The sequence below is a fragment of the Pseudomonas sp. NFACC43 genome, assembly GCF_900119645.1.
Classification (GTDB): Bacteria; Pseudomonadota; Gammaproteobacteria; order Pseudomonadales; family Pseudomonadaceae; genus Aquipseudomonas.
The window spans coordinates 71224-89100 of the sequence record NZ_FPKK01000004.1 but is presented as its reverse complement, the minus strand read 5'-3'; the positions used below and the strand labels follow the sequence as shown (position 1 = coordinate 89100).

General features: G+C 63.5%; 17 protein-coding genes. 14 read left to right on the top strand and 3 right to left on the bottom strand.

Annotated elements, in window-relative coordinates; translation table 11 throughout:
* Positions 1-70: 70 nt before the first annotated feature.
* The 14 genes from BT179_RS09025 (at position 71) to BT179_RS08960 (ending at position 15510) form a co-directional block, all read left to right on the top strand.
* Positions 71-1693, top strand: a complete 1623-nt coding sequence (locus BT179_RS09025; protein ID WP_072388052.1) for a methyl-accepting chemotaxis protein — start codon at positions 71-73, stop codon at positions 1691-1693.
* Positions 1693-2229, top strand: a complete 537-nt coding sequence (locus tag BT179_RS09020) for a chemotaxis protein CheW (protein WP_072388050.1) — start codon at positions 1693-1695, stop codon at positions 2227-2229. Before BT179_RS09025 ends, BT179_RS09020 begins: the two co-directional genes overlap by 1 nt.
* Entirely contained in the window at positions 2226-3518 is a 1293-nt protein-coding gene (locus BT179_RS09015) for a CheR family methyltransferase (protein WP_072430831.1), read from the top strand. Before BT179_RS09020 ends, BT179_RS09015 begins: the two co-directional genes overlap by 4 nt.
* On the top strand, positions 3515-4186 hold the full coding sequence (locus tag BT179_RS09010; protein WP_072388046.1) for a chemotaxis protein CheW: 672 nt from the start codon (positions 3515-3517) through the stop codon (positions 4184-4186). Before BT179_RS09015 ends, BT179_RS09010 begins: the two co-directional genes overlap by 4 nt.
* Positions 4183-6435, top strand: coding sequence for a hybrid sensor histidine kinase/response regulator (locus tag BT179_RS09005; RefSeq protein WP_072430832.1), 2253 nt, complete (start codon positions 4183-4185; stop codon positions 6433-6435). The genes BT179_RS09010 and BT179_RS09005 overlap by 4 nt, the downstream gene beginning before the upstream one ends.
* Positions 6432-7442 (top strand): chemotaxis response regulator protein-glutamate methylesterase, encoded by a 1011-nt coding sequence (locus BT179_RS09000; RefSeq protein ID WP_072449244.1) that lies wholly within the window; start codon positions 6432-6434, stop codon positions 7440-7442. The genes BT179_RS09005 and BT179_RS09000 overlap by 4 nt, the downstream gene beginning before the upstream one ends.
* A gap of 43 nt (positions 7443-7485) precedes the next feature.
* Positions 7486-8487, top strand: coding sequence for a diguanylate cyclase domain-containing protein (locus BT179_RS08995; RefSeq protein WP_072388040.1), 1002 nt, complete (start codon positions 7486-7488; stop codon positions 8485-8487).
* A 189-nt stretch (positions 8488-8676) separates the two neighbouring features.
* A protein-coding gene (gene prfB, locus BT179_RS08990; RefSeq protein WP_103893945.1) for a peptide chain release factor 2 occupies positions 8677-9772 on the top strand; the annotation gives its coding sequence in 2 pieces (ribosomal slippage) (positions 8677-8748 and positions 8750-9772; 1095 coding nt in all).
* Positions 9773-9880: 108 nt separating this feature from the next.
* Positions 9881-11383, top strand: coding sequence for a lysine--tRNA ligase (lysS, locus tag BT179_RS08985; protein WP_072388038.1), 1503 nt, complete (start codon positions 9881-9883; stop codon positions 11381-11383).
* Positions 11384-11485: 102 nt separating this feature from the next.
* The gene (locus BT179_RS08980; RefSeq protein WP_072388036.1) at positions 11486-12202 is read left to right on the top strand and encodes a TetR/AcrR family transcriptional regulator; all 717 of its coding nucleotides are present in this window, start codon (positions 11486-11488) and stop codon (positions 12200-12202) included.
* A gap of 48 nt (positions 12203-12250) precedes the next feature.
* Positions 12251-12802, top strand: a complete 552-nt coding sequence (locus BT179_RS08975; protein WP_072388034.1) for a hypothetical protein — start codon at positions 12251-12253, stop codon at positions 12800-12802.
* Positions 12803-12853: 51 nt separating this feature from the next.
* Positions 12854-14131, top strand: coding sequence for a flavohemoglobin expression-modulating QEGLA motif protein (locus tag BT179_RS08970; RefSeq protein ID WP_072388032.1), 1278 nt, complete (start codon positions 12854-12856; stop codon positions 14129-14131).
* A gap of 147 nt (positions 14132-14278) precedes the next feature.
* Positions 14279-15184: an alpha/beta hydrolase gene (locus BT179_RS08965; protein ID WP_072388030.1), complete on the top strand. Its 906-nt coding sequence runs from the start codon at positions 14279-14281 to the stop codon at positions 15182-15184.
* Positions 15181-15510, top strand: coding sequence for a PA3694 family proteiin (locus BT179_RS08960; RefSeq protein WP_072388028.1), 330 nt, complete (start codon positions 15181-15183; stop codon positions 15508-15510). Before BT179_RS08965 ends, BT179_RS08960 begins: the two co-directional genes overlap by 4 nt.
* 188 nt (positions 15511-15698) lie before the next feature.
* Here the strand turns inward: BT179_RS08960 and BT179_RS08955 are convergent, their stop codons facing one another.
* From BT179_RS08955 to BT179_RS08945, 3 genes are all read right to left on the bottom strand, one after another.
* Positions 15699-16487 (bottom strand): lipotoxin F family OmpA-related lipoprotein LptF, encoded by a 789-nt coding sequence (locus BT179_RS08955; protein ID WP_072388733.1) that lies wholly within the window; start codon positions 16485-16487, stop codon positions 15699-15701.
* A 51-nt stretch (positions 16488-16538) separates the two neighbouring features.
* Complete coding sequence (locus BT179_RS08950; RefSeq protein WP_072388026.1) at positions 16539-16955, bottom strand: DUF4398 domain-containing protein; 417 nt, start codon at positions 16953-16955, stop codon at positions 16539-16541.
* Positions 16956-17294: 339 nt separating this feature from the next.
* Entirely contained in the window at positions 17295-17639 is a 345-nt protein-coding gene (locus tag BT179_RS08945) for a pilin assembly protein (RefSeq protein WP_072388023.1), read from the bottom strand.
* Positions 17640-17877: the final 238 nt, after the last annotated feature.

Here is a 17877-nt window from a genome sequence, read left to right as displayed (position 1 = left end):
AGCCTCCATGCAGACGCTACGCCGCCCTCGGCTATACTCCCCAGCATTTTCAAATGCCCGAGGTTTTACTGTGAAGAACTGGACATTGCGCCAACGCATCCTGGCGAGTTTCGCGGTGATCATCGCCATCATGCTGCTGATGGTGGTTGTCTCGTATTCACGGTTGTTGAAGATCCAGGACAGTGAAGAAAAAGTCCGGGCCGATGCGCTGCCGGGGGTGTACTACAGCTCCATGATTCGTGGCGGTTGGGTCGACAGCTACGTCAAGACCCAGCAAATCGTCGGTCTTTCCGGCAATCGCGAAATCACCGCCGAAGACCGGGCGCAATACCAGGGCTTCGAGCAGCACTTGCGCGAGGAAATACAGAATTACCAGAAGCTGATCGAAGATCCCGCCGACCAGGTCTCTTTCGATGAATTCGAGGTCAATCACCAGACTTTCAACCAGGCCCTGGCCAAGGCCCTGGACCTGTATCAGCGCAAGGATTATGAAGGCGCGCGGCAGGTCGTGAACAAGGATTTGACAGCGGCCTGGCTCGACGGACGCGGACATCTGAACCAGATCATCGAGCGCAACCGCGAGTTGGCGGAGCAGGCGGCCGATACCATCGGCACAGCGGTCATGGCAGCCAAGATCGCCATGGGGCTGTCGTTGCTCGTCGCGCTGGTCATTGCCTTGCTCTGCGGCCTGTTGCTGATGCGCGCGATCATGGCGCCGATGAACCGCATCGTGGAGATCCTCGACGTCATGCGCAGCGGCGACCTGAGCGGGCGCCTGAACCTGGCGCGCAAGGATGAATTCGGTGCCGTGGAAACCGGCTTCAACGACATGATGGCCGAGCTGACGGCACTGGTGTCCCAGGCCCAGCGCTCGTCCGTGCAGGTCACCACCTCGGTGACCGAGATCGCCGCCACTTCGCGGCAACAACAGGCCACCGCCACCGAGACCGCCGCCACCACCACCGAGATCGGCGCCACCTCCCGGGAAATCGCCGCCACGTCCCGGGACCTGGTGCGCACCATGACCGAAGTGTCCACCGCCGCCGACCAGGCCTCGGTGGCCGCCGGCTCCGGCCAGCAGGGCCTGGCGCGGATGGAGGAAACCATGCATTCGGTCATGGGGGCCGCCGACCTGGTGAACGCCAAGCTGGCGATCCTCAACGAGAAGGCCGGCAACATCAACCAGGTGGTGACCACCATCGTCAAGGTTGCCGACCAGACCAACCTGCTGTCCCTCAATGCCGCCATCGAAGCCGAGAAGGCCGGTGAATACGGTCGTGGTTTCGCCGTGGTCGCCACGGAAGTGCGGCGCCTGGCCGACCAGACGGCCGTGGCCACCTACGACATCGAGCAGATGGTGCGCGAAATCCAGTCCGCCGTGTCGGCGGGCGTGATGGGCATGGACAAGTTTTCCGAGGAAGTACGCCGGGGCATGGCCGAGGTGCAGCAGGTCGGCGAGCAACTGTCGCAGATCATCCATCAGGTCCAGGCGCTGGCGCCGCGGGTGTTGATGGTCAACGAAGGCATGCAGGCCCAGGCCACCGGCGCCGAGCAGATCAACCACGCCCTGGTGCAACTGGGCGATGCCAGCAGCCAGACCGTGGAGTCCCTGCGCCAGGCCAGTTCCGCCATCGACGAACTGAGCCAGGTGGCCGTGGGGCTGCGCAGCGGCGTCTCGCGTTTCAAAGTCTGATGAGCGACTTCGAGGCCAGACGTGGCACCGCGCCGGCGGCCCGTCAGATGCTGTTCCTGCAGTTTCGCATCGGCAACGAGCGCTATGCCCTGGCGGCCACCGACGTGGTGGAGGTGTTGCCGCGCATGCCCCTCAAGCCGATTGCCCGGGCCCCGTCCTGGGTGGCCGGGGTATTCGCCTGGCGTGGAACGGTGGTGCCGGTGATCGATCTGTGCAGCCTGACCTTCGGCCAGCCCGCCGAGATCCGCACCAGTACGCGGCTGGTGCTGGTGCACTATCGGCCCGAGGGGCAATCGGCGGAGCAGGTGCTGGGGTTGATCCTGGAGCAGGCCACCGATACCTTGCGGTGCGACCCGGAGCAGTTCCAGCCTTATGGCCTGGATAACCGCCAGGCGCCGTACCTGGGGCCGGTTCGCGAAGATGCCCAGGGGCTGCTGCAATGGGTGCGGGTCAACGACCTGCTCGATGAGTCGGTCCGTGCGCTGTTGTTCCCCGCGACGCCGCCGAGCCTTGACCTGCCAAAGGCCCGGCCATGAACAACGACCAGCGTTTTTTCGTTTTCCTCAAGGAGCGCATCGGCCTGGATGTCACCTCCGTGGGCGTGGCCATCATCGAACGGGCCGTACGCCAGCGCATCACCGCCGTGCCAGGGCGAACGGTCGAAGAATATTGGCACTGCCTGCTGCAATCGACCCAGGAGCAGCAAGCACTGATCGAAGCGGTGATCGTCCCGGAAACCTGGTTCTTCCGTTACCCGGAATCCTTCGCGACCCTGGCCCGGCTGGCCGTCCAGCGCCTGACGGCGATCCGGCACCTGCGTGCGCTACGCATTCTCAGCTTGCCGTGTTCCACGGGCGAAGAGCCGTATTCCATCGCCATGGCGCTGCTCGATGCCGGCGTACAGCCTCACCAGTTCAAGGTCGATGGACTGGATGTCAGCCCGCTTTCTGTGGAGCGCGCCCGGGAGGCTCGTTATGGCAGGAATTCATTCCGGGGCGCGGACCTGGCGTTTCGCGAGCGATATTTCACGGCCGACGGGGACGGCTATCGTCTCGGCGAGCGGGTCCGCGAGCAGGTGCGCCTGCAGGTGGGCAACCTGCTGGATCCGGCCTTGCTGGCGAACGAGGCCCCCTACGATTTCGTGTTCTGCCGCAACCTGCTGATCTATTTCGACCAGCCGACCCAACGGCTGGTATTCGAGGTGCTCAAGCGCCTGACCCACCAGGACGGCGTGCTGTTCATCGGTCCCGCCGAGGGCAGCCTGCTGGGGCGGCTGGGCCTGCGCTCGATCGGCGTGCCCCAGTCGTTCGCATTCAGCCGCCAGGGTGTCGCCGAACCGCAGCCGTTGCCCACCCTGGTGCCTGCGCCGCTGCCGCCCCGTGTCGTGCCGCCCGTGGCCCCTGCGCCCGCCCGGCCCCGGCCGTTCATGGCGAGCGTGACGCCAATGGCCTCGCCGAAAGTGGCTCCGACGAAAGTAGCTCCGGCGAAAGACAGCGACGCCGCCACCTTGCTGGCCGATATCGCCACGCTCGCCAATGCTGGCAAAAGCGCCGAGGCGCGGGCCGCCTGCGAGCGATACTTGAGCAACCATCCACCCAAGGCCCAGGTGTTCTACTGGCTGGGCCTGCTCAGCGACATGGGCGGGAATGCGCTCCAGGCCCAGGGTTTCTATCGCAAGGCGCTTTATCTTGAGCCGCAACACGCCGAGGCCCTGGTGCATCTGGCGGCGCTGCTGGCTTCCCAGGGGGACGCGGCCGGAGCCCGTCGATTGCAGGAACGCGCCGCCCGCAGCGGGCGCGCGGCTGACAGTGAGCATCCACGATGAGCGGTTCGGTTTTCCATGACGTCACCCGTGACGATGCCCAGGCCATCGACGATTGCTGGAACCGCATCGGCGTACTGGGGGACAAGTCCTGTCCGTTGCTGGCCGAGCATATTCATTGCCGCAACTGTTCGGTGTATTCGGCGGCGGCCACTCGCCTGCTCGACCGCTATGCCCTTCGACAGGACGACCGGGAGCAGGTCCATGCCCCAGTGGACAGCGATGTTGTCACCCGTTCGCTGCTGATGTTCCGCCTGGGCGAGGAGTGGTTGGCGCTGACCACCCGCAGCCTGGTGGAAGTGGCGCCCTTGCAGCCGATCCATTCGTTGCCGCACCAGCGCTCGCGAGCCCTTCTGGGAGTGGCGAATGTGCGCGGGGCGCTGGTGGCCTGTCTGTCGCTGGTGCAACTACTGGATCTGGAACCGGGCTCGGCCGCGGCATCCGGTGGACGGATCATGCCGCGCATGCTGATCGTCGCGGCCCAGGGCGGGCCGGTGGTGATGCCTGTGGATGAAGTGGACGGCATCCATGCCATCGACGAACGCATCCTGGCGGCCGCGTCGCCATCTGGCGATAAATACACCCGTGGCGTGCTGCCCTTCAGGGAGCGCAGCCTGCGCTGGCTGGACGAGGAGCAGTTGTTGAGTGCCGTGGCCCGGAGCCTGTCATGACCCCCGATCAGATGCGCGATGCCTCGTTGCTGGAACTGTTCAGCCTGGAAGCCGAAGCCCAGGTCCAGGTGCTGAGCGCCGGTCTGCTGGCCCTGGAGCGCGATCCGACCCAGGTCGAGCACCTGGAGTCGTGCATGCGCGCCGCTCACTCTCTCAAGGGCGCGGCGCGGATCGTCGGGGTGGACGCCGGGGTCAGCGTGGCCCATGTCATGGAGGATTGTCTTGTCAGCGCCCAGGAAGGACGCCTGCGCCTGAGCGCCGAGCACATCGATGCCTTGCTGCAAGGCACCGACCTGCTGACGCGCATCGCCACGCCGGGCAACAGCGTCGGTGCGTCCGATGTCGAAGGATACGTGGCGCTGATGGCCCGCTTGCTCGACCCCTCCGGTGCACCGGCGGCGGTCAGCGCCAGGCCCATCGAGCCCATGCCGGTCCAGTTGCCGGAACTGGAGCCAGCGCCCGCGCCCATGGAGCCGGCCCCCAAGGGCAAGCGGGTCAGTGAAGGGGGCGAGCGGGTGCTGCGGGTCACCGCCGAGCGCCTGAACAGCCTGCTGGACCTGTCGAGCAAATCCCTGGTGGAAACCCAGCGCCTCAGGCCCTGGCTGGCGACGATGCAACGGCTCAAGCGCCAGCAAGGCAACGGTTTGCGCGCCCTGGAAGAGCTGAACGTGCACCTCAAGGATCACGCCTTGAGTCTTCAGGCCCAGGAGGCCCTGGGTGACGCCCGGCGCCTGCTGGCCGAGACCCAACAGTTGCTGGCGCAGAAAGTGGCCGAGCTGGATGAGTTTGCCTGGCAGGCCAGCCAACGGGCGCAGGTGCTGTACGACACGGCGCTGGCCTGTCGCATGCGTCCATTCGCCGACGTACTGTCTGGCCAGGCGCGGATGGTCCGGGACCTGGGCCGCAGCCTGGGCAAGCAGGTGCGCCTGGAAATCGAAGGCGAGAAAACCCAGGTGGACCGCGACGTCCTGGAAAAGCTCGAAGCCCCGCTGACTCATTTGCTGCGCAACGCCGTGGACCACGGTATCGAATCCCCGGATCAACGGTTGCTGGCAGGCAAGCCTGCCGAGGGCCTGATCCGCCTGCGTGCCTCCCATCAGGCCGGTCTGCTGGTCCTGCAATTGTCCGACGATGGGGCCGGCGTCGATCTGGAACGGGTGCGCCGCAGCGTCGTCGAGCGCGGCCTTTCGCCCGAGCACACCGCTGCCAGCTTGAGTGAAGAGGAACTGCTGGCCTTTCTCTTCCTGCCCGGCTTCAGCCTGCGAGACAGGGTCACCGAAGTCTCCGGACGCGGCGTCGGCCTGGATGCCGTCCAGCATATGGTCCGGCAGCTGCGTGGCGCGGTGGTACTGGAGCAGACCGCAGGCGAGGGCAGCCGTTTCCACCTGGAAGTGCCGCTGACGCTTTCGGTAGTGCGCAGCCTGGTGGTGGAAGTCGGCTCCGAAGCCTATGCCTTTCCCCTGGCGCACATCGAACGCATGTGCGACCTGGCGCCGGAAGACATCGTACAGGTCGAGGGTCGCCAGCATTTCTGGCATGAAGGCCGGCATGTCGGGCTGGTCGCCGCCAGCCAGTTGCTCAACCGTCCGGCAACCCGCAACAGTGGCCAGACTCTCAAGGTGGTGGTGATCCGCGAGCGCGAGACGATCTACGGCGTGGCGGTGGAGCGCATCATCGGCGAAAGGACCCTGGTGGTCCTGCCGCTGGACGAGCGCCTGGGCAAGGTCCAGGACATTTCCGCCGGCGCCTTGCTGGACGACGGCTCGGTGGCACTGATCGTCGATGTCGAAGACCTGCTGCGCTCGGTGGACAAGCTGCTCGATACCGGACGCCTGGAGCGCATCGCCCGCCAGGACCAGGCCCAGGCCCCGCGCAAGCGGATCCTGGTGGTGGATGACTCCCTGACCGTGCGTGAATTGCAGCGCAAGCTGCTGCTGGGGCGCGGCTACGATGTCGCCGTGGCAGTGGACGGCATGGACGGCTGGAATGCCCTGCGCTCCGAGGATTTCGACTTGCTGATCACCGACATCGACATGCCGCGCATGGACGGCATCGAACTGGTGACCCTGCTGCGGCGCGACAACCGCCTGCAATCGCTGCCAGTGATGGTGGTGTCCTACAAGGATCGGGAAGAAGACCGCCGCCGTGGCCTGGACGCGGGGGCCGACTATTATCTGGCCAAGGCGAGTTTCCATGACGACGCCTTGCTCGATGCCGTGGTGGAACTGATCGGAGGAGCGCGTTCTTGAAGATTGCCATCGTCAATGACATGCCCCTGGCAGTCGAGGCCCTGCGCCGCGCGCTGGCGTTCGAGCCGGCCCACCAGTTGGTCTGGGTGGCTGCCAACGGCGCCGAGGCGGTGCAGCGTTGCGCCGAATACACCCCCGACCTGATCCTGATGGACCTGCTCATGCCGGTCATGGATGGCGTGGAAGCCACGCGCCGGATCATGGCCGACAACCCCTGCGCCATCCTCATCGTCACCGGCGACAGCCAGCAGAACGTGCACCGGGTGTTCGAAGCCATGGGCAACGGCGCCCTGGACGTGGTGGATACGCCGGCCCTGGGCGTCGGCAACCCGGAGGACGCGGCGGCACCGTTGCTGCGCAAGATCACCAACATCGGCTGGCTGATCGGCGAGCGGGGCAGTCGCGAGCGTCCCGTACCGGCGGCCCAACGTGCCGCGGCGTCCCGCAACGGGCTGGTGGCCATCGGTTCGTCCGCGGGCGGGCCGGCGGCGCTGGAAGTCCTGCTCAAGGCCTTGCCACGGGACTTTGGCCCGGCCATTGTCCTGGTCCAGCGTGTGGACGAGGTGTTCGCCGCCGGGATGGCCGAGTGGCTCGCCAGTGTGTCGGGCCACAAGGTGCGCCTGGCGCGAAACGGCGAGCCGCCGCAAAATGGCACGGTGCTGCTGGCTGGCACCAACCATCATTTACGCCTGCTGAAAAATGGCACCCTGGCCTACACCGCCGAGCCGGTCAACGAGATCTATCGGCCTTCCATCGATGTGTTTTTCGAAAGCGTCGCCCACTTCTGGAACGGTGATGCGGTGGGTGTCTTGCTTACCGGCATGGGCCGCGATGGCGCACAAGGGCTTAAACTGATGCGCCAGCAAGGCTGCGTGACCATCGCCCAGGACCAGCGAAGCAGCGCGGTGTATGGCATGCCCAAGGCGGCAGCGGCCATCGACGCGGCGACGCAGATCCTGACCCTCGACGACATAGCCCCCCGGCTGGTAGAGATTTTTGCACAATGACAACCCCAGCAGTCCTGGTCAAAGCCGTACTCAGGTGAGCCTCATGAACGAATTACAGCTCGACGATTTCAAGCGTGACGAGAATGCCGCCATGGTCCTTCTCGTCGACGACCAGGCGATGATCGGCGAGGCGGTGCGACGCGGGCTGTCGAACGAAGACAACATCGACTTCCATTTCTGTTCCGACCCGCACCAGGCCATCGCCCATGCCGTGCGCATCAAGCCGACGGTGATTCTCCAGGACCTGGTGATGCCCGGCCTCGACGGCCTGAGCCTGGTGCGCGAGTACCGCAACCACCCGGCCACCCGCGACATCCCGATCATCGTCCTGTCCACCAAGGAGGACCCCCTGGTCAAGAGCGCGGCCTTCGCCGCTGGCGCCAACGATTATCTGGTCAAGCTGCCGGACAATATCGAACTGGTGGCGCGCATCCGCTATCACTCGCGCTCCTACATGATGCTGTTGCAGCGGGACGCGGCCTATCGCGCCCTGCGAGTCAGCCAGCAGCAACTGCTCGACACCAACCTGGTGCTGCAACGCTTGATGAACTCCGATGGCCTGACCGGCTTGTCCAATCGCCGGCATTTCGACGAGTACCTCGAGCTCGAATGGCGGCGGGCGATCCGGGACCAGTCCCAGCTGTCGCTGCTGATGATCGACGTGGACTACTTCAAGTCCTACAACGACAACTTCGGTCACCTGGAGGGCGACGAGGCCTTGCGCAAGGTCGCTACGGCGATCCGAGACGCTTGCAGCCGGCCATCCGACCTGCCGGCTCGATACGGGGGAGAAGAGTTCGCCCTGGTCCTGCCCGGTACCTCGCCCGGCGGTGCCCGGTTGATGGCCGAGAAGCTGCGCCAGAGTGTGGTCGCCCTGAAAATCCCCCACACCACGCCCGACGGCGGCGAGAACCTGACCGTCAGCATCGGTGTCTCCACCGTCACGCCGCAGCAGGGTGGCGATTGTCGCCAGTTGATCTCGGCGGCGGACAAGGGGCTGTACATGGCCAAGCACAATGGCCGCAACCGGGTGGGGATCGAATGACCTTCGGTCGATGATGCACGCGGCTGTGGCGAGGGGATTTAGCGAAACGTCGCACCGCCCCTCGCCACAGGGGGTACCAGGCCCGGTCTTGATCTCATTGCCCCTAAAGCCGCCAGGCGGGCTGCCGCTGGCGCTTGATTACGTTATACTCGCCGGCTTTCAAAAGTTCGCCAACGAGTGCTGCCCGCCATGGAAATCAACCCGATCCTTAACACCATCAAGGACCTGTCCGAGCGCTCCGAAACTATTCGGGGGTATCTTTGACTACGATCAAAAGCATGAGCGTCTGACCGAGGTCAATCGCGAGCTTGAAGATCCGAGTGTCTGGAACAAGCCTGAGTACGCCCAGGAACTGGGCCGCGAACGTTCCGCGCTGGCGCAGATCGTCGAGACCCTGGACGAGTTGTCCAGCGGCCTGGCCGATTGCCGCGACCTGCTGGACATGGCCGTCGAAGAGAACGACGAAGGCGCGGTCGCCGACGTGGTCGCCGAACTGACACGCCTCGACGAGTCCCTGGCCAAGCTGGAATTTCGCCGCATGTTCAGCGGCGAGATGGACATGAACAACGCCTACCTGGACATCCAGGCCGGATCCGGCGGCACCGAAGCCCAGGACTGGGCCAACATCCTGCTGCGCATGTACCTGCGCTGGGCCGACAAACGCGGTTTCGACGCCACCATCATGGAGCTGTCGGCCGGTGAAGTCGCCGGGATCAAGGGCGCCACCGTGCACATCAAGGGCGAATATGCCTTCGGCTGGCTGCGGACCGAGATCGGTGTTCACCGCCTGGTGCGCAAGAGCCCGTTCGACTCCGGCAACCGTCGCCACACCTCGTTCTCGGCGGTGTTCGTCTCCCCCGAGATCGACGACAAGGTGGAAATCGAGATCAACCCGGCGGACCTGCGCATCGACACCTACCGTTCCTCGGGCGCCGGTGGCCAGCACGTCAACACCACCGACTCGGCCGTGCGGATCACCCACGTACCGACCAACACCGTGGTGAGCTGCCAGAACGAACGCTCCCAGCACGCCAACAAAGACACCGCGATGAAGATGCTCCGGGCCCGCCTGTACGAGCAGGAGATCCAGAAGCGCAACGCGGCCTCCCAGGCACTGGAAGACAGCAAGTCCGACATCGGTTGGGGTCACCAGATCCGTTCCTATGTACTCGATGCCTCGCGCATCAAGGACCTGCGCACCAACATCGAACGCAGTGACTGCGACAAGGTGCTCGACGGCGACATCGACGAATACCTGGAAGCGAGCCTCAAACAAGGGCTGTAACGCAACACCCATGCGGCGGGCGGGCAGGCTTGCATGAAAGCGCTGCTCGCCGGCAAACCCTGGCCCCGGGGCCGGGGGCAACGAACCTGTGATGGAATCCTTTAAGACATGAGCGACCTAGAACTCGACCCGCAAGCCCTGCAACAGGAAGAAAACTCCCTGATCGCCCTGCGCAAGGAAAAGCTTGCTGCCGAGCGCGCCAAGGGCCAGGCCTTCCCCAACGACTTCCGCCGCGACGCCTACTGCGACGTGCTGCAGAAACAGTATGCGGACAAGACCAAGGAAGAGCTGGCAGAGGCGGCGATTCCAGTCAAGGTGGCCGGTCGTATCATGCTCAACCGTGGTTCCTTCATGGTGATCCAGGACATGACCGGTCGCATCCAGGTCTACGTCAACCGCAAGACCCTGCCGGAAGAAACCCTGGCCGCCGTCAAGACCTGGGACCTGGGCGACATCATTGCTGCCGAAGGCACCCTGGCCCGTTCCGGCAAGGGCGACCTGTACGTTGAAATGACCAGCGTGCGCCTGCTGACCAAGTCCCTGCGCCCGCTGCCGGACAAGCACCACGGTCTGACCGACACCGAGCAGCGCTATCGCCAGCGCTACGTCGACCTGATCGTCAATGAAGACGTGCGCCAGACCTTCCGCGTGCGTTCCCAGGTCATCGCCCACATCCGCAGTTTCCTGATGAAGCGCGACTTCCTCGAAGTCGAGACGCCGATGCTGCAGACCATTCCTGGCGGCGCGGCGGCCAAGCCGTTTGAAACCCACCACAATGCACTGGACATGGAAATGTTCCTGCGCATCGCGCCGGAGCTGTACCTCAAGCGGCTGGTGGTCGGTGGCTTCGAGAAAGTCTTCGAGATCAACCGCAACTTCCGTAACGAAGGCGTTTCGACCCGGCACAACCCCGAGTTCACCATGCTGGAGTTCTACCAGGCCTACGCCGATTACGAAGACAACATGGACCTGACCGAGGAGCTGTTCCGCGAGCTGGCGCAACTGGTGCTGGGGACCACCGACGTGCCGTACGGCGACAAGGTGTTCCACTTCGGCGAGCCGTTCGCGCGCCTGTCGGTCTTCGACTCGATCCTCAAGTACAACCCGGACATCACTGCGGCCGACCTGCAGGACATCGAGAAAGCCCGTGCCATCGCCAAGAAGGCCGGCGCCAAGGTGCTCGGCTTCGAAGGCCTGGGCAAGCTGCAGGTGATGATTTTCGAGGAACTGGTGGAGCACAAGCTGGAGCAGCCGCACTTCATCACCCAGTACCCGTTCGAAGTGTCGCCGCTGGCTCGCCGTAACGACGAGAACCCGAACGTGACCGACCGCTTCGAGCTGTTCATCGGTGGTCGCGAAATCGCCAACGCCTACTCCGAGCTCAATGATGCCGAAGACCAGGCCGAGCGTTTCATGGCCCAGGTGGCCGACAAGGACGCCGGCGACGACGAAGCCATGCACTACGATGCCGATTTCGTCCGGGCCCTCGAATACGGCATGCCGCCAACCGCCGGTGAAGGCATTGGCATCGATCGCCTGGTGATGTTGCTGACCAACTCGCCGTCGATCCGGGATGTCATTCTCTTCCCGCACATGCGGCCCCAAGCGTAAGTGCTTCATTTAAAAAGCCGCCTATCACAGGCGGCTTTTTATTGCCTGTCTGGTACAAACGTATCAATTGGTTACTTTTGAAATAGCGAGGAAAGACCTGTCGTGAATCGTGCAATGGCTCAAGAAGGTGCAGCGGGCGTCGCCACCGCTGTCGCTGAAAGTGTTCAGTACCAGGGTCGCAAGGCCAGCCGACAGGGCAGTGAACAGCGTCGCCAGCAGATTCTCGATGCGGCCATGCGTATCGTGGTGCGCGATGGCGTGCGGGCGGTGCGACACCGGGCGGTGGCGGCCGAGGCCGGTGTGCCATTGTCGGCCACCACCTACTATTTCAAGGACATCGATGACCTGCTCACCGATACCTTCGCCCAATACGTGGAGCGCAGCGCGGCCTTCATGGCCAAGCTGTGGACCAACAACGAAGGGCTGCTGCGCGAAATGGTCGCCTATGGCGACGGCAGCCCCGAATCCCGCTCGCAACTGGCCGACGATATCGCCCGGATGACGGCCGACTACGTGCAGCATCAACTGCACAGTCGTCGCGACTACCTGATGGCCGAGCAGGCCTTCCGCCAGGAAGCGCTGCTCAACCCGCGCCTGGCGGACCTGGTGCGTTCCCACCAGCAGATCCTGTTGCATGGCACCTGCCAGTTTTTCCAGGTGTTGGGCTCCCGCGAGCCGCAACAGGATGCCAAAGTGTTGACGGCGATTATCGGTCGGATGGAATATCAGGGCTTGCTCAATGGCGCCGAGCCGGTCGCTGAAGAAGACATGCTCGGTATCCTGACCCGCTACATGCACCTGGTACTGGCGTCGGTGTAAACACCCGGTCCCCCTGCGGACAACGCATCGTGTGCCTAGGGAGTTCGAATGAAAGCCTGGCGTGTCGTTGTCATGGCTGTGTCGTTGCTGCTGCTCAGCGGCTGCCTGGTGTCCTTCACGGCGCCGTTGCCCGACAGTGAGGCCGCGCCCCAAGGCCTGCTGGGTCACTGGACCAGCACCAATGCCTGGGGCGAGCCGCTGAACCTGGAGCTGACCCAGGTCGGCAGGCACCGTTACCAGGCCATCACGTACTTCAGGGCCCGCCCCCAGGAGCGCGAGGCCATCGCGCTGACCGTGTCCCGTCATGGCAGTCGCTGGTACCTGTCGGCCAAGGTCCCGGCCCGGTATGGCGGGCACTACGTGATCGCCGGTTTCGAACTGACCGACAAGCAGGAACTGGTGGTCTACAACCTGGACATGGAACAGATCAACCAGGCCATTGGCCAGAAAATCCTCAGCGGCCAGCCGAATCACAGCGAAGAGGGCGACGGCGTGCTGGTGGACAGCGACATGGGCAGGGTCTTCAGTTACCTCGACGATCCGGCCAATTCCGACGTGTTCTCGGAAGCCGTGCGCTACCAGCGGCTCAAATCCCGGTAGACTCCAGGCCCATTACTGCAACAAGCGGACGTTTTTTCACAGGAGTTCCGGGTGGACGAATACCAGCAGACGATACGCACCTTGTCCGATCGCATAGTGCTGGCGCAAACGCCGATTCGCATTCTCGACGCGGTGAAATGGGACGAGAACATCCGCAAGGGGTTTCTCAAGGCCAAGGGCAAGGAATTGCCCGCCGTGGACCGCGACTATTACCTCAACCGACCGTTGTCCTTCGACTCCAGCGGGGTAAAGCTGGAGTTCCAGAACATCGAGCGGGACATCACCCGCCAGCTGGGGCAATTCAACCCGGTCGGCCAGATCATGCGTCGCATGTGCAAGGAGTACCGCATGGTGGTGCGCATGCTCGAAGCGCGCGGCACCGAGGATTTCGGGCTGATTTCCCAGGAACTGTATGGCGCCGCCTCCGATGCCTTCCATGCCGGCGACCCGACCCTGTCCGATCTGGGCCTGATGCTTTCCGACTACCTGAACAACATCGACGGCCGTGGCGATCTGAAGGATGAGCCGAAAGTGCTCAGCGCCAAGGAGGCGGTCAGCCTGCTGCAGCATCGCCTCAACCGTGTCTTCGGCGAGGCGGAGGAGACCATCCGGGTTTTCGAGTCCGACGGGATCGTGGCCGACGCGGCGGCGGGTGCCGACTACATCAAGATCCGTACCGACGCGATGTTCAACGAGCGGGACGTGCGCGCCCTGGAGGTCCACGAAGGCCTGGTGCATGTGGGCACCACCCTCAACGGGCTGAACCAGCCGATCTGCACCTTCCTGTCCAAGGGCCCGCCCTCGTCCACGGTCACCCAGGAAGGCCTGGCGATCCTGATGGAAATCATCACCTTCGCGTCCTACCCCAGCCGGCTGCGCAAGCTCACCAACCGCACCCGGGCGATCCATATGGTGGAAGAGGGCGCCGACTTCCTGCAGATCTTCGAGTTCTTCCGCGAGCAGGGCTTCGAGATGGCTGAAAGCTACGGCAACGCCAGCCGGGTCTTCCGTGGCTCGGTGCCGACCGGTCTGCCATTCACCAAAGACTTGTCCTACCTCAAGGGCTTCATCATGGTTTACAACTACATTCAGCTGGCCGTGCGCAAAGGCAAGCTGGAGCAGGTGCCGCTGCTGTTCTGCGGCAAGACCACCCTGGAGGACATGCGCACCCTGCGCCAATTGGTGGACGAAGGCCTGGTGGTGCCGCCCAAGTACTTGCCCGAGCAGTTCCGCGACATGAACGCCCTGTCGGCCTGGATGTGTTTCTCCAACTTCCTGAACCACCTGAGCCTGGATCGGATCGAAGCGGATTATTCCAATATCCTTTGAACACAACACCCACCCCTGTGGGAGCGAGCTTGCTCGCGATAGCGTCAGGACAGTCAACATAGCTGTGACTGCACCGCCCCTATCGCGAGCAAGCTCGCTCCCACCAGGGGGGTATGTTTCAACCCTGATCTTGCGAGGTTTCACCGGATGCGAATCCTCGGCATCTTTTGCCTGCTACTGGTCCTGAGCGGTTGCAGCTCACTGCTGTTCTACCCCGAGCGCGGTCTGCCATTTACCCCTGAGCGGGCCAGGCTCGAGTACCGCGACGTGACCCTGACCACCGCTGACGGCCTCAAGCTGCGGGGTTGGTGGCTGCCCGTCAAACCAGGCGTGGAGCTCAAGGGCACGGTGCTGCACCTGCACGGCAATGGCGGCAACCTGGCCTGGCACCTGGGCGGCAGTTGGTGGCTGCCGGAGCAGGGGTATCAGGTGTTGATGGTCGATTATCGCGGCTACGGCCTGTCCGAAGGGGAGCCGAGCCTACCGGCGATCTACCAGGACATCGATGCGGCTTTCCAGTGGCTGGACCAGGCGCCCCAGGTCCAGGGCAAGCCACTGGTGCTGCTGGGCCAGAGCCTGGGTGGCGCTCTGGCAGTGCATTACCTGGTGGATCATCCGCAGCGCCAGCGGCAACTCAAGGCCCTGGTGCTGGACGGCGTGCCCGCCAGTTATCGCGACGTCGGACGTTTCGCCCTGAGCACCTCCTGGGTGACCTGGGCCTTCCAGGTGCCGCTGTCCTGGCTGGTGCCCGATGGCGACAGCGCCATCGGCTCGGTGTCTGGACTGACCGGTGTGCCGAAATTGATCTACCACAGCCTGGACGATCCGATCGTGCCGCTTTCCAACGGCATCCGTCTGTATCAAGCTGCGCCGCCGCCGCGGGTGCTGCAACTGACCCGCGGCGGTCACGTGCAGACGTTCGCCGACCCGGTCTGGCGCACGGTGATGCTGCGCTATCTTGATGACCCGCAGCATTTCGACGGCCTGCGCCGCCTCGGCGAAGTCCCCAACTACCCGAAAACCTCCGCTGAATCTCCAGAGAGCACGCAATGAGCGAAGAACGTAATGCCATCCCCCTGATCATCACCGGTATCTGCAGCATCCTCGGCACCGTTGCGGTGCTCTGGTACTACGGTTACCTGCACTTCGCCAAGCCCGAGGATGCGTTGCTGCTCAGTGACTTCACCATGCTCAAGACGGTGCCGGGCGAAGACTACAAGGTCTCCCTGGAACCGGCGCCCCAGGTGGCCCAGTGCATCGACGGCGTGCTGGTGCTGTTCGACACCGAACAGAAAGGCCTGACCGGGGTGCTGATCAACAACAAGAAACGTGCAGTGCGGTGCATGGGGCAGGAGACGCCGCAGAAGCTCCAGCCGTAACCACAAGGGCGCTACAGTCCCCCTGTAAGAGCGAGCTTGCTCGCCAACGCCTATGTCGACTGATCTGCCGCCAGCGCGAACAAGCTCGCTCCCACAGGGGAGACGATGGGCTCAACAAAATGTGTGCGGCCATGAAAAAGCCCCGCCTGATTGAAGTCAGGCGGGGCTTTTTCGTTGCACTCAGCCGATCAGTTGGCGCTCATGGTCGAACGCGGAGCCACTGGCTGATTGTCGTTGGAAATGGTCACTTCCACCCGACGGTTCATGGCGCGGCCCGAGACGCTGGTGTTGTCGGCCACCGGGAATTCCTTGCCATAACCCTGGGTCACGATGCGGGCCGGGTCGACGCCCATCTTCACCAGGGCGGTGCGCACGGAGCTGGCGCGGCGCTCGGACAACGATTGGTTGTAGGAGTCCGAACCGGTGCTATCGGTATAGCCTTCGATGATCACCTTGCGGTCCGGGTTTTCCTGGAGGAACTGCGCCAGTTTGCTCACGTTGGTCATGCCGCTGGCGCGCAGGTCAGACTTGTTGGTGGCAAACAGCACGTCGCCGAAGGTCACCAGCGTACCGCGCTCGGTCTGCTTGGCGTTGAGGCTGTCCTGCAGCTGCTTGATCTGTGCGTTACGGGCTTCCAGCAGCGCGCGGGCACGTTCGTCACCGGCGTTTTTCAGCTCGGCTTCGGCGTTGCGCAGGGCGATGGTCTGCTTGGCTACTTCAACACGCTGGTTGGTCAGGTAGGCCAGTTGGTCGACCTTGGCTTCGTCTTCCTTGTCCATGTAGGCCTTGTCGGCCTTGGCCAGGAAATCGGCGGCTTCCTTGGTTTCCAGTGCGGCGACCTTGGTGGCCGCCGGATCGGCCTGCAGGCCGTTGTAATTGGTGCGGGCCTGTTCCAGGTTCACGTTCGGGTCGTGGGAGCAAGCGGCCAGGGATACGCAGGCGGCAAGCAGGGCGGGCATCATCAAGTGTTTGTGCATCATAGTCGGTCGTCCTTTTATCAATGAGCAATACGTCGAGGCATGAATGGATTACTGAACAACCTTGTTCATGCCTTCCTGACGCAATTCCTGAACCCCTTTCTGAGAGTCCTTGAGTGCCTGTTCAGCCTTGGCGGCCTGGGCCTTGCGCTCAGCGACGCGCGCGTCCCACTCGGCCTGTTCGGCCAGTCGCCGGGCTTCTTCGTAGTTCTTGTCGTGCATCGCGATTTCGGCTTGCTTGAGCTTGTCCTGGGCGGCCTTCATTTCCACCGCGGCGAACTCGGTGCCGCCGGCGCTGACGGCGCTGTTGACCGCCGATTGCGTTACCGCGTACTGCTCCGACGGTGGGTTGCCGGCGCAACCGGCCAGGATGAAGCTGCTACCGATGGCCAGGGCGGCCAGCTTCAGACCGCGCAGGCCATTGATCGAGGGTTTGGCAGTGCAGGTATTCATAGGCTTCAACTCCATTGGAAAACTCCTGGGAAACTAAAAATCCATGCTGAAACCGAAGCCGGGACGCCTGTTTGCCGCTGACGGCAGGGTGCGTTTATTTAAACGACCGTTCCAGTATGGTTACTCGGTGTGACCCGAGGCGTTTTTCAAAAGTTCAGCGAAGATGGCCAATCGCCAAAAAGCATTGCTGACTGATCGGTCAACCGAAAAAAAGCTGAACTTTCAAGGCGCGCAGCGGTATGGGGAGGGGGTTTGAGAAGGGGCTGCAGACTGCCCGGGGCCGCGATCCGCCTGCGTGTTCGAGCGAGCGGATCGCAGCCTTCGACAGCTTCCAGGCGCAGAGGGCAGGGGAAGTCAGTGCTTGGATTTATCGTTCTGCGAGCAAAGCTCATGCAGATGACGACGGGACAGGGCGAGAAACCGCGGCGTCGGGCCGACGTCTTCATACAGCGGATCGCCTTCTTCGTCGGTGGCAACCACGTGGGAACCCTTCACATAGGGGAAGCTCGCTTCCAGCTCCTCCAGCGCGGCGCCAATCAGTTCGCCGAGCAGTTCCTCGGGTTGGCGCTTGGGGTACATCTCGCAGATCGCCGCCAGGCGTGCGGCGGCTTCCACATCCAGATGAATCGTGTAGCCGGTCTGGGTCAGATGACCCTTGGCGTTTTCTTCCCAGTGCTGGGCGAGTTCACGGATCTTCATGATGGCCTCAGTCAGTCTGCTCGTGGCAGGCGCGGTGAATGGCAAGCCGTTGTGTGGCTTATCTAAAAGACTAGAGCGCCGTTGCACGCAAGCGTTCATTTCTTGACGAGCGGCGGGTACTCGGCGGGCAAGGCTGCGCGAGTCGTCCGTCATGGCCAAGGACACTGCGCAGCCTTGAGCCCGTTCTTCGCTTGTCATACACGACGGGCATCGGCACTCTCTGTCTCACGCGTCTCAC

Excerpts from the sequence above, each read along its gene's own strand:
- BT179_RS09020 (WP_072388050.1), top strand. The coding sequence starts at position 1,693 with ATGAGCGACTTCGAGGCCAGACGTGGCACCGCGCCGGCGGCCCGTCAG.
- BT179_RS09015 (WP_072430831.1), top strand. The coding sequence starts at position 2,226 with ATGAACAACGACCAGCGTTTTTTCGTTTTCCTCAAGGAGCGCATCGGC.
- BT179_RS09010 (WP_072388046.1), top strand. The coding sequence starts at position 3,515 with ATGAGCGGTTCGGTTTTCCATGACGTCACCCGTGACGATGCCCAGGCC.
- BT179_RS09005 (WP_072430832.1), top strand. The coding sequence starts at position 4,183 with ATGACCCCCGATCAGATGCGCGATGCCTCGTTGCTGGAACTGTTCAGC.
- BT179_RS08995 (WP_072388040.1), top strand. The coding sequence starts at position 7,486 with ATGAACGAATTACAGCTCGACGATTTCAAGCGTGACGAGAATGCCGCC.
- lysS (WP_072388038.1), top strand. The coding sequence starts at position 9,881 with ATGAGCGACCTAGAACTCGACCCGCAAGCCCTGCAACAGGAAGAAAAC.
- BT179_RS08975 (WP_072388034.1), top strand. The coding sequence starts at position 12,251 with ATGAAAGCCTGGCGTGTCGTTGTCATGGCTGTGTCGTTGCTGCTGCTC.
- BT179_RS08965 (WP_072388030.1), top strand. The coding sequence starts at position 14,279 with ATGCGAATCCTCGGCATCTTTTGCCTGCTACTGGTCCTGAGCGGTTGC.
- BT179_RS08960 (WP_072388028.1), top strand. The coding sequence starts at position 15,181 with ATGAGCGAAGAACGTAATGCCATCCCCCTGATCATCACCGGTATCTGC.
- BT179_RS08955 (WP_072388733.1), bottom strand. The coding sequence starts at position 16,487 with ATGCACAAACACTTGATGATGCCCGCCCTGCTTGCCGCCTGCGTATCC.
- BT179_RS08950 (WP_072388026.1), bottom strand. The coding sequence starts at position 16,955 with ATGGAGTTGAAGCCTATGAATACCTGCACTGCCAAACCCTCGATCAAT.
- BT179_RS08945 (WP_072388023.1), bottom strand. The coding sequence starts at position 17,639 with ATGAAGATCCGTGAACTCGCCCAGCACTGGGAAGAAAACGCCAAGGGT.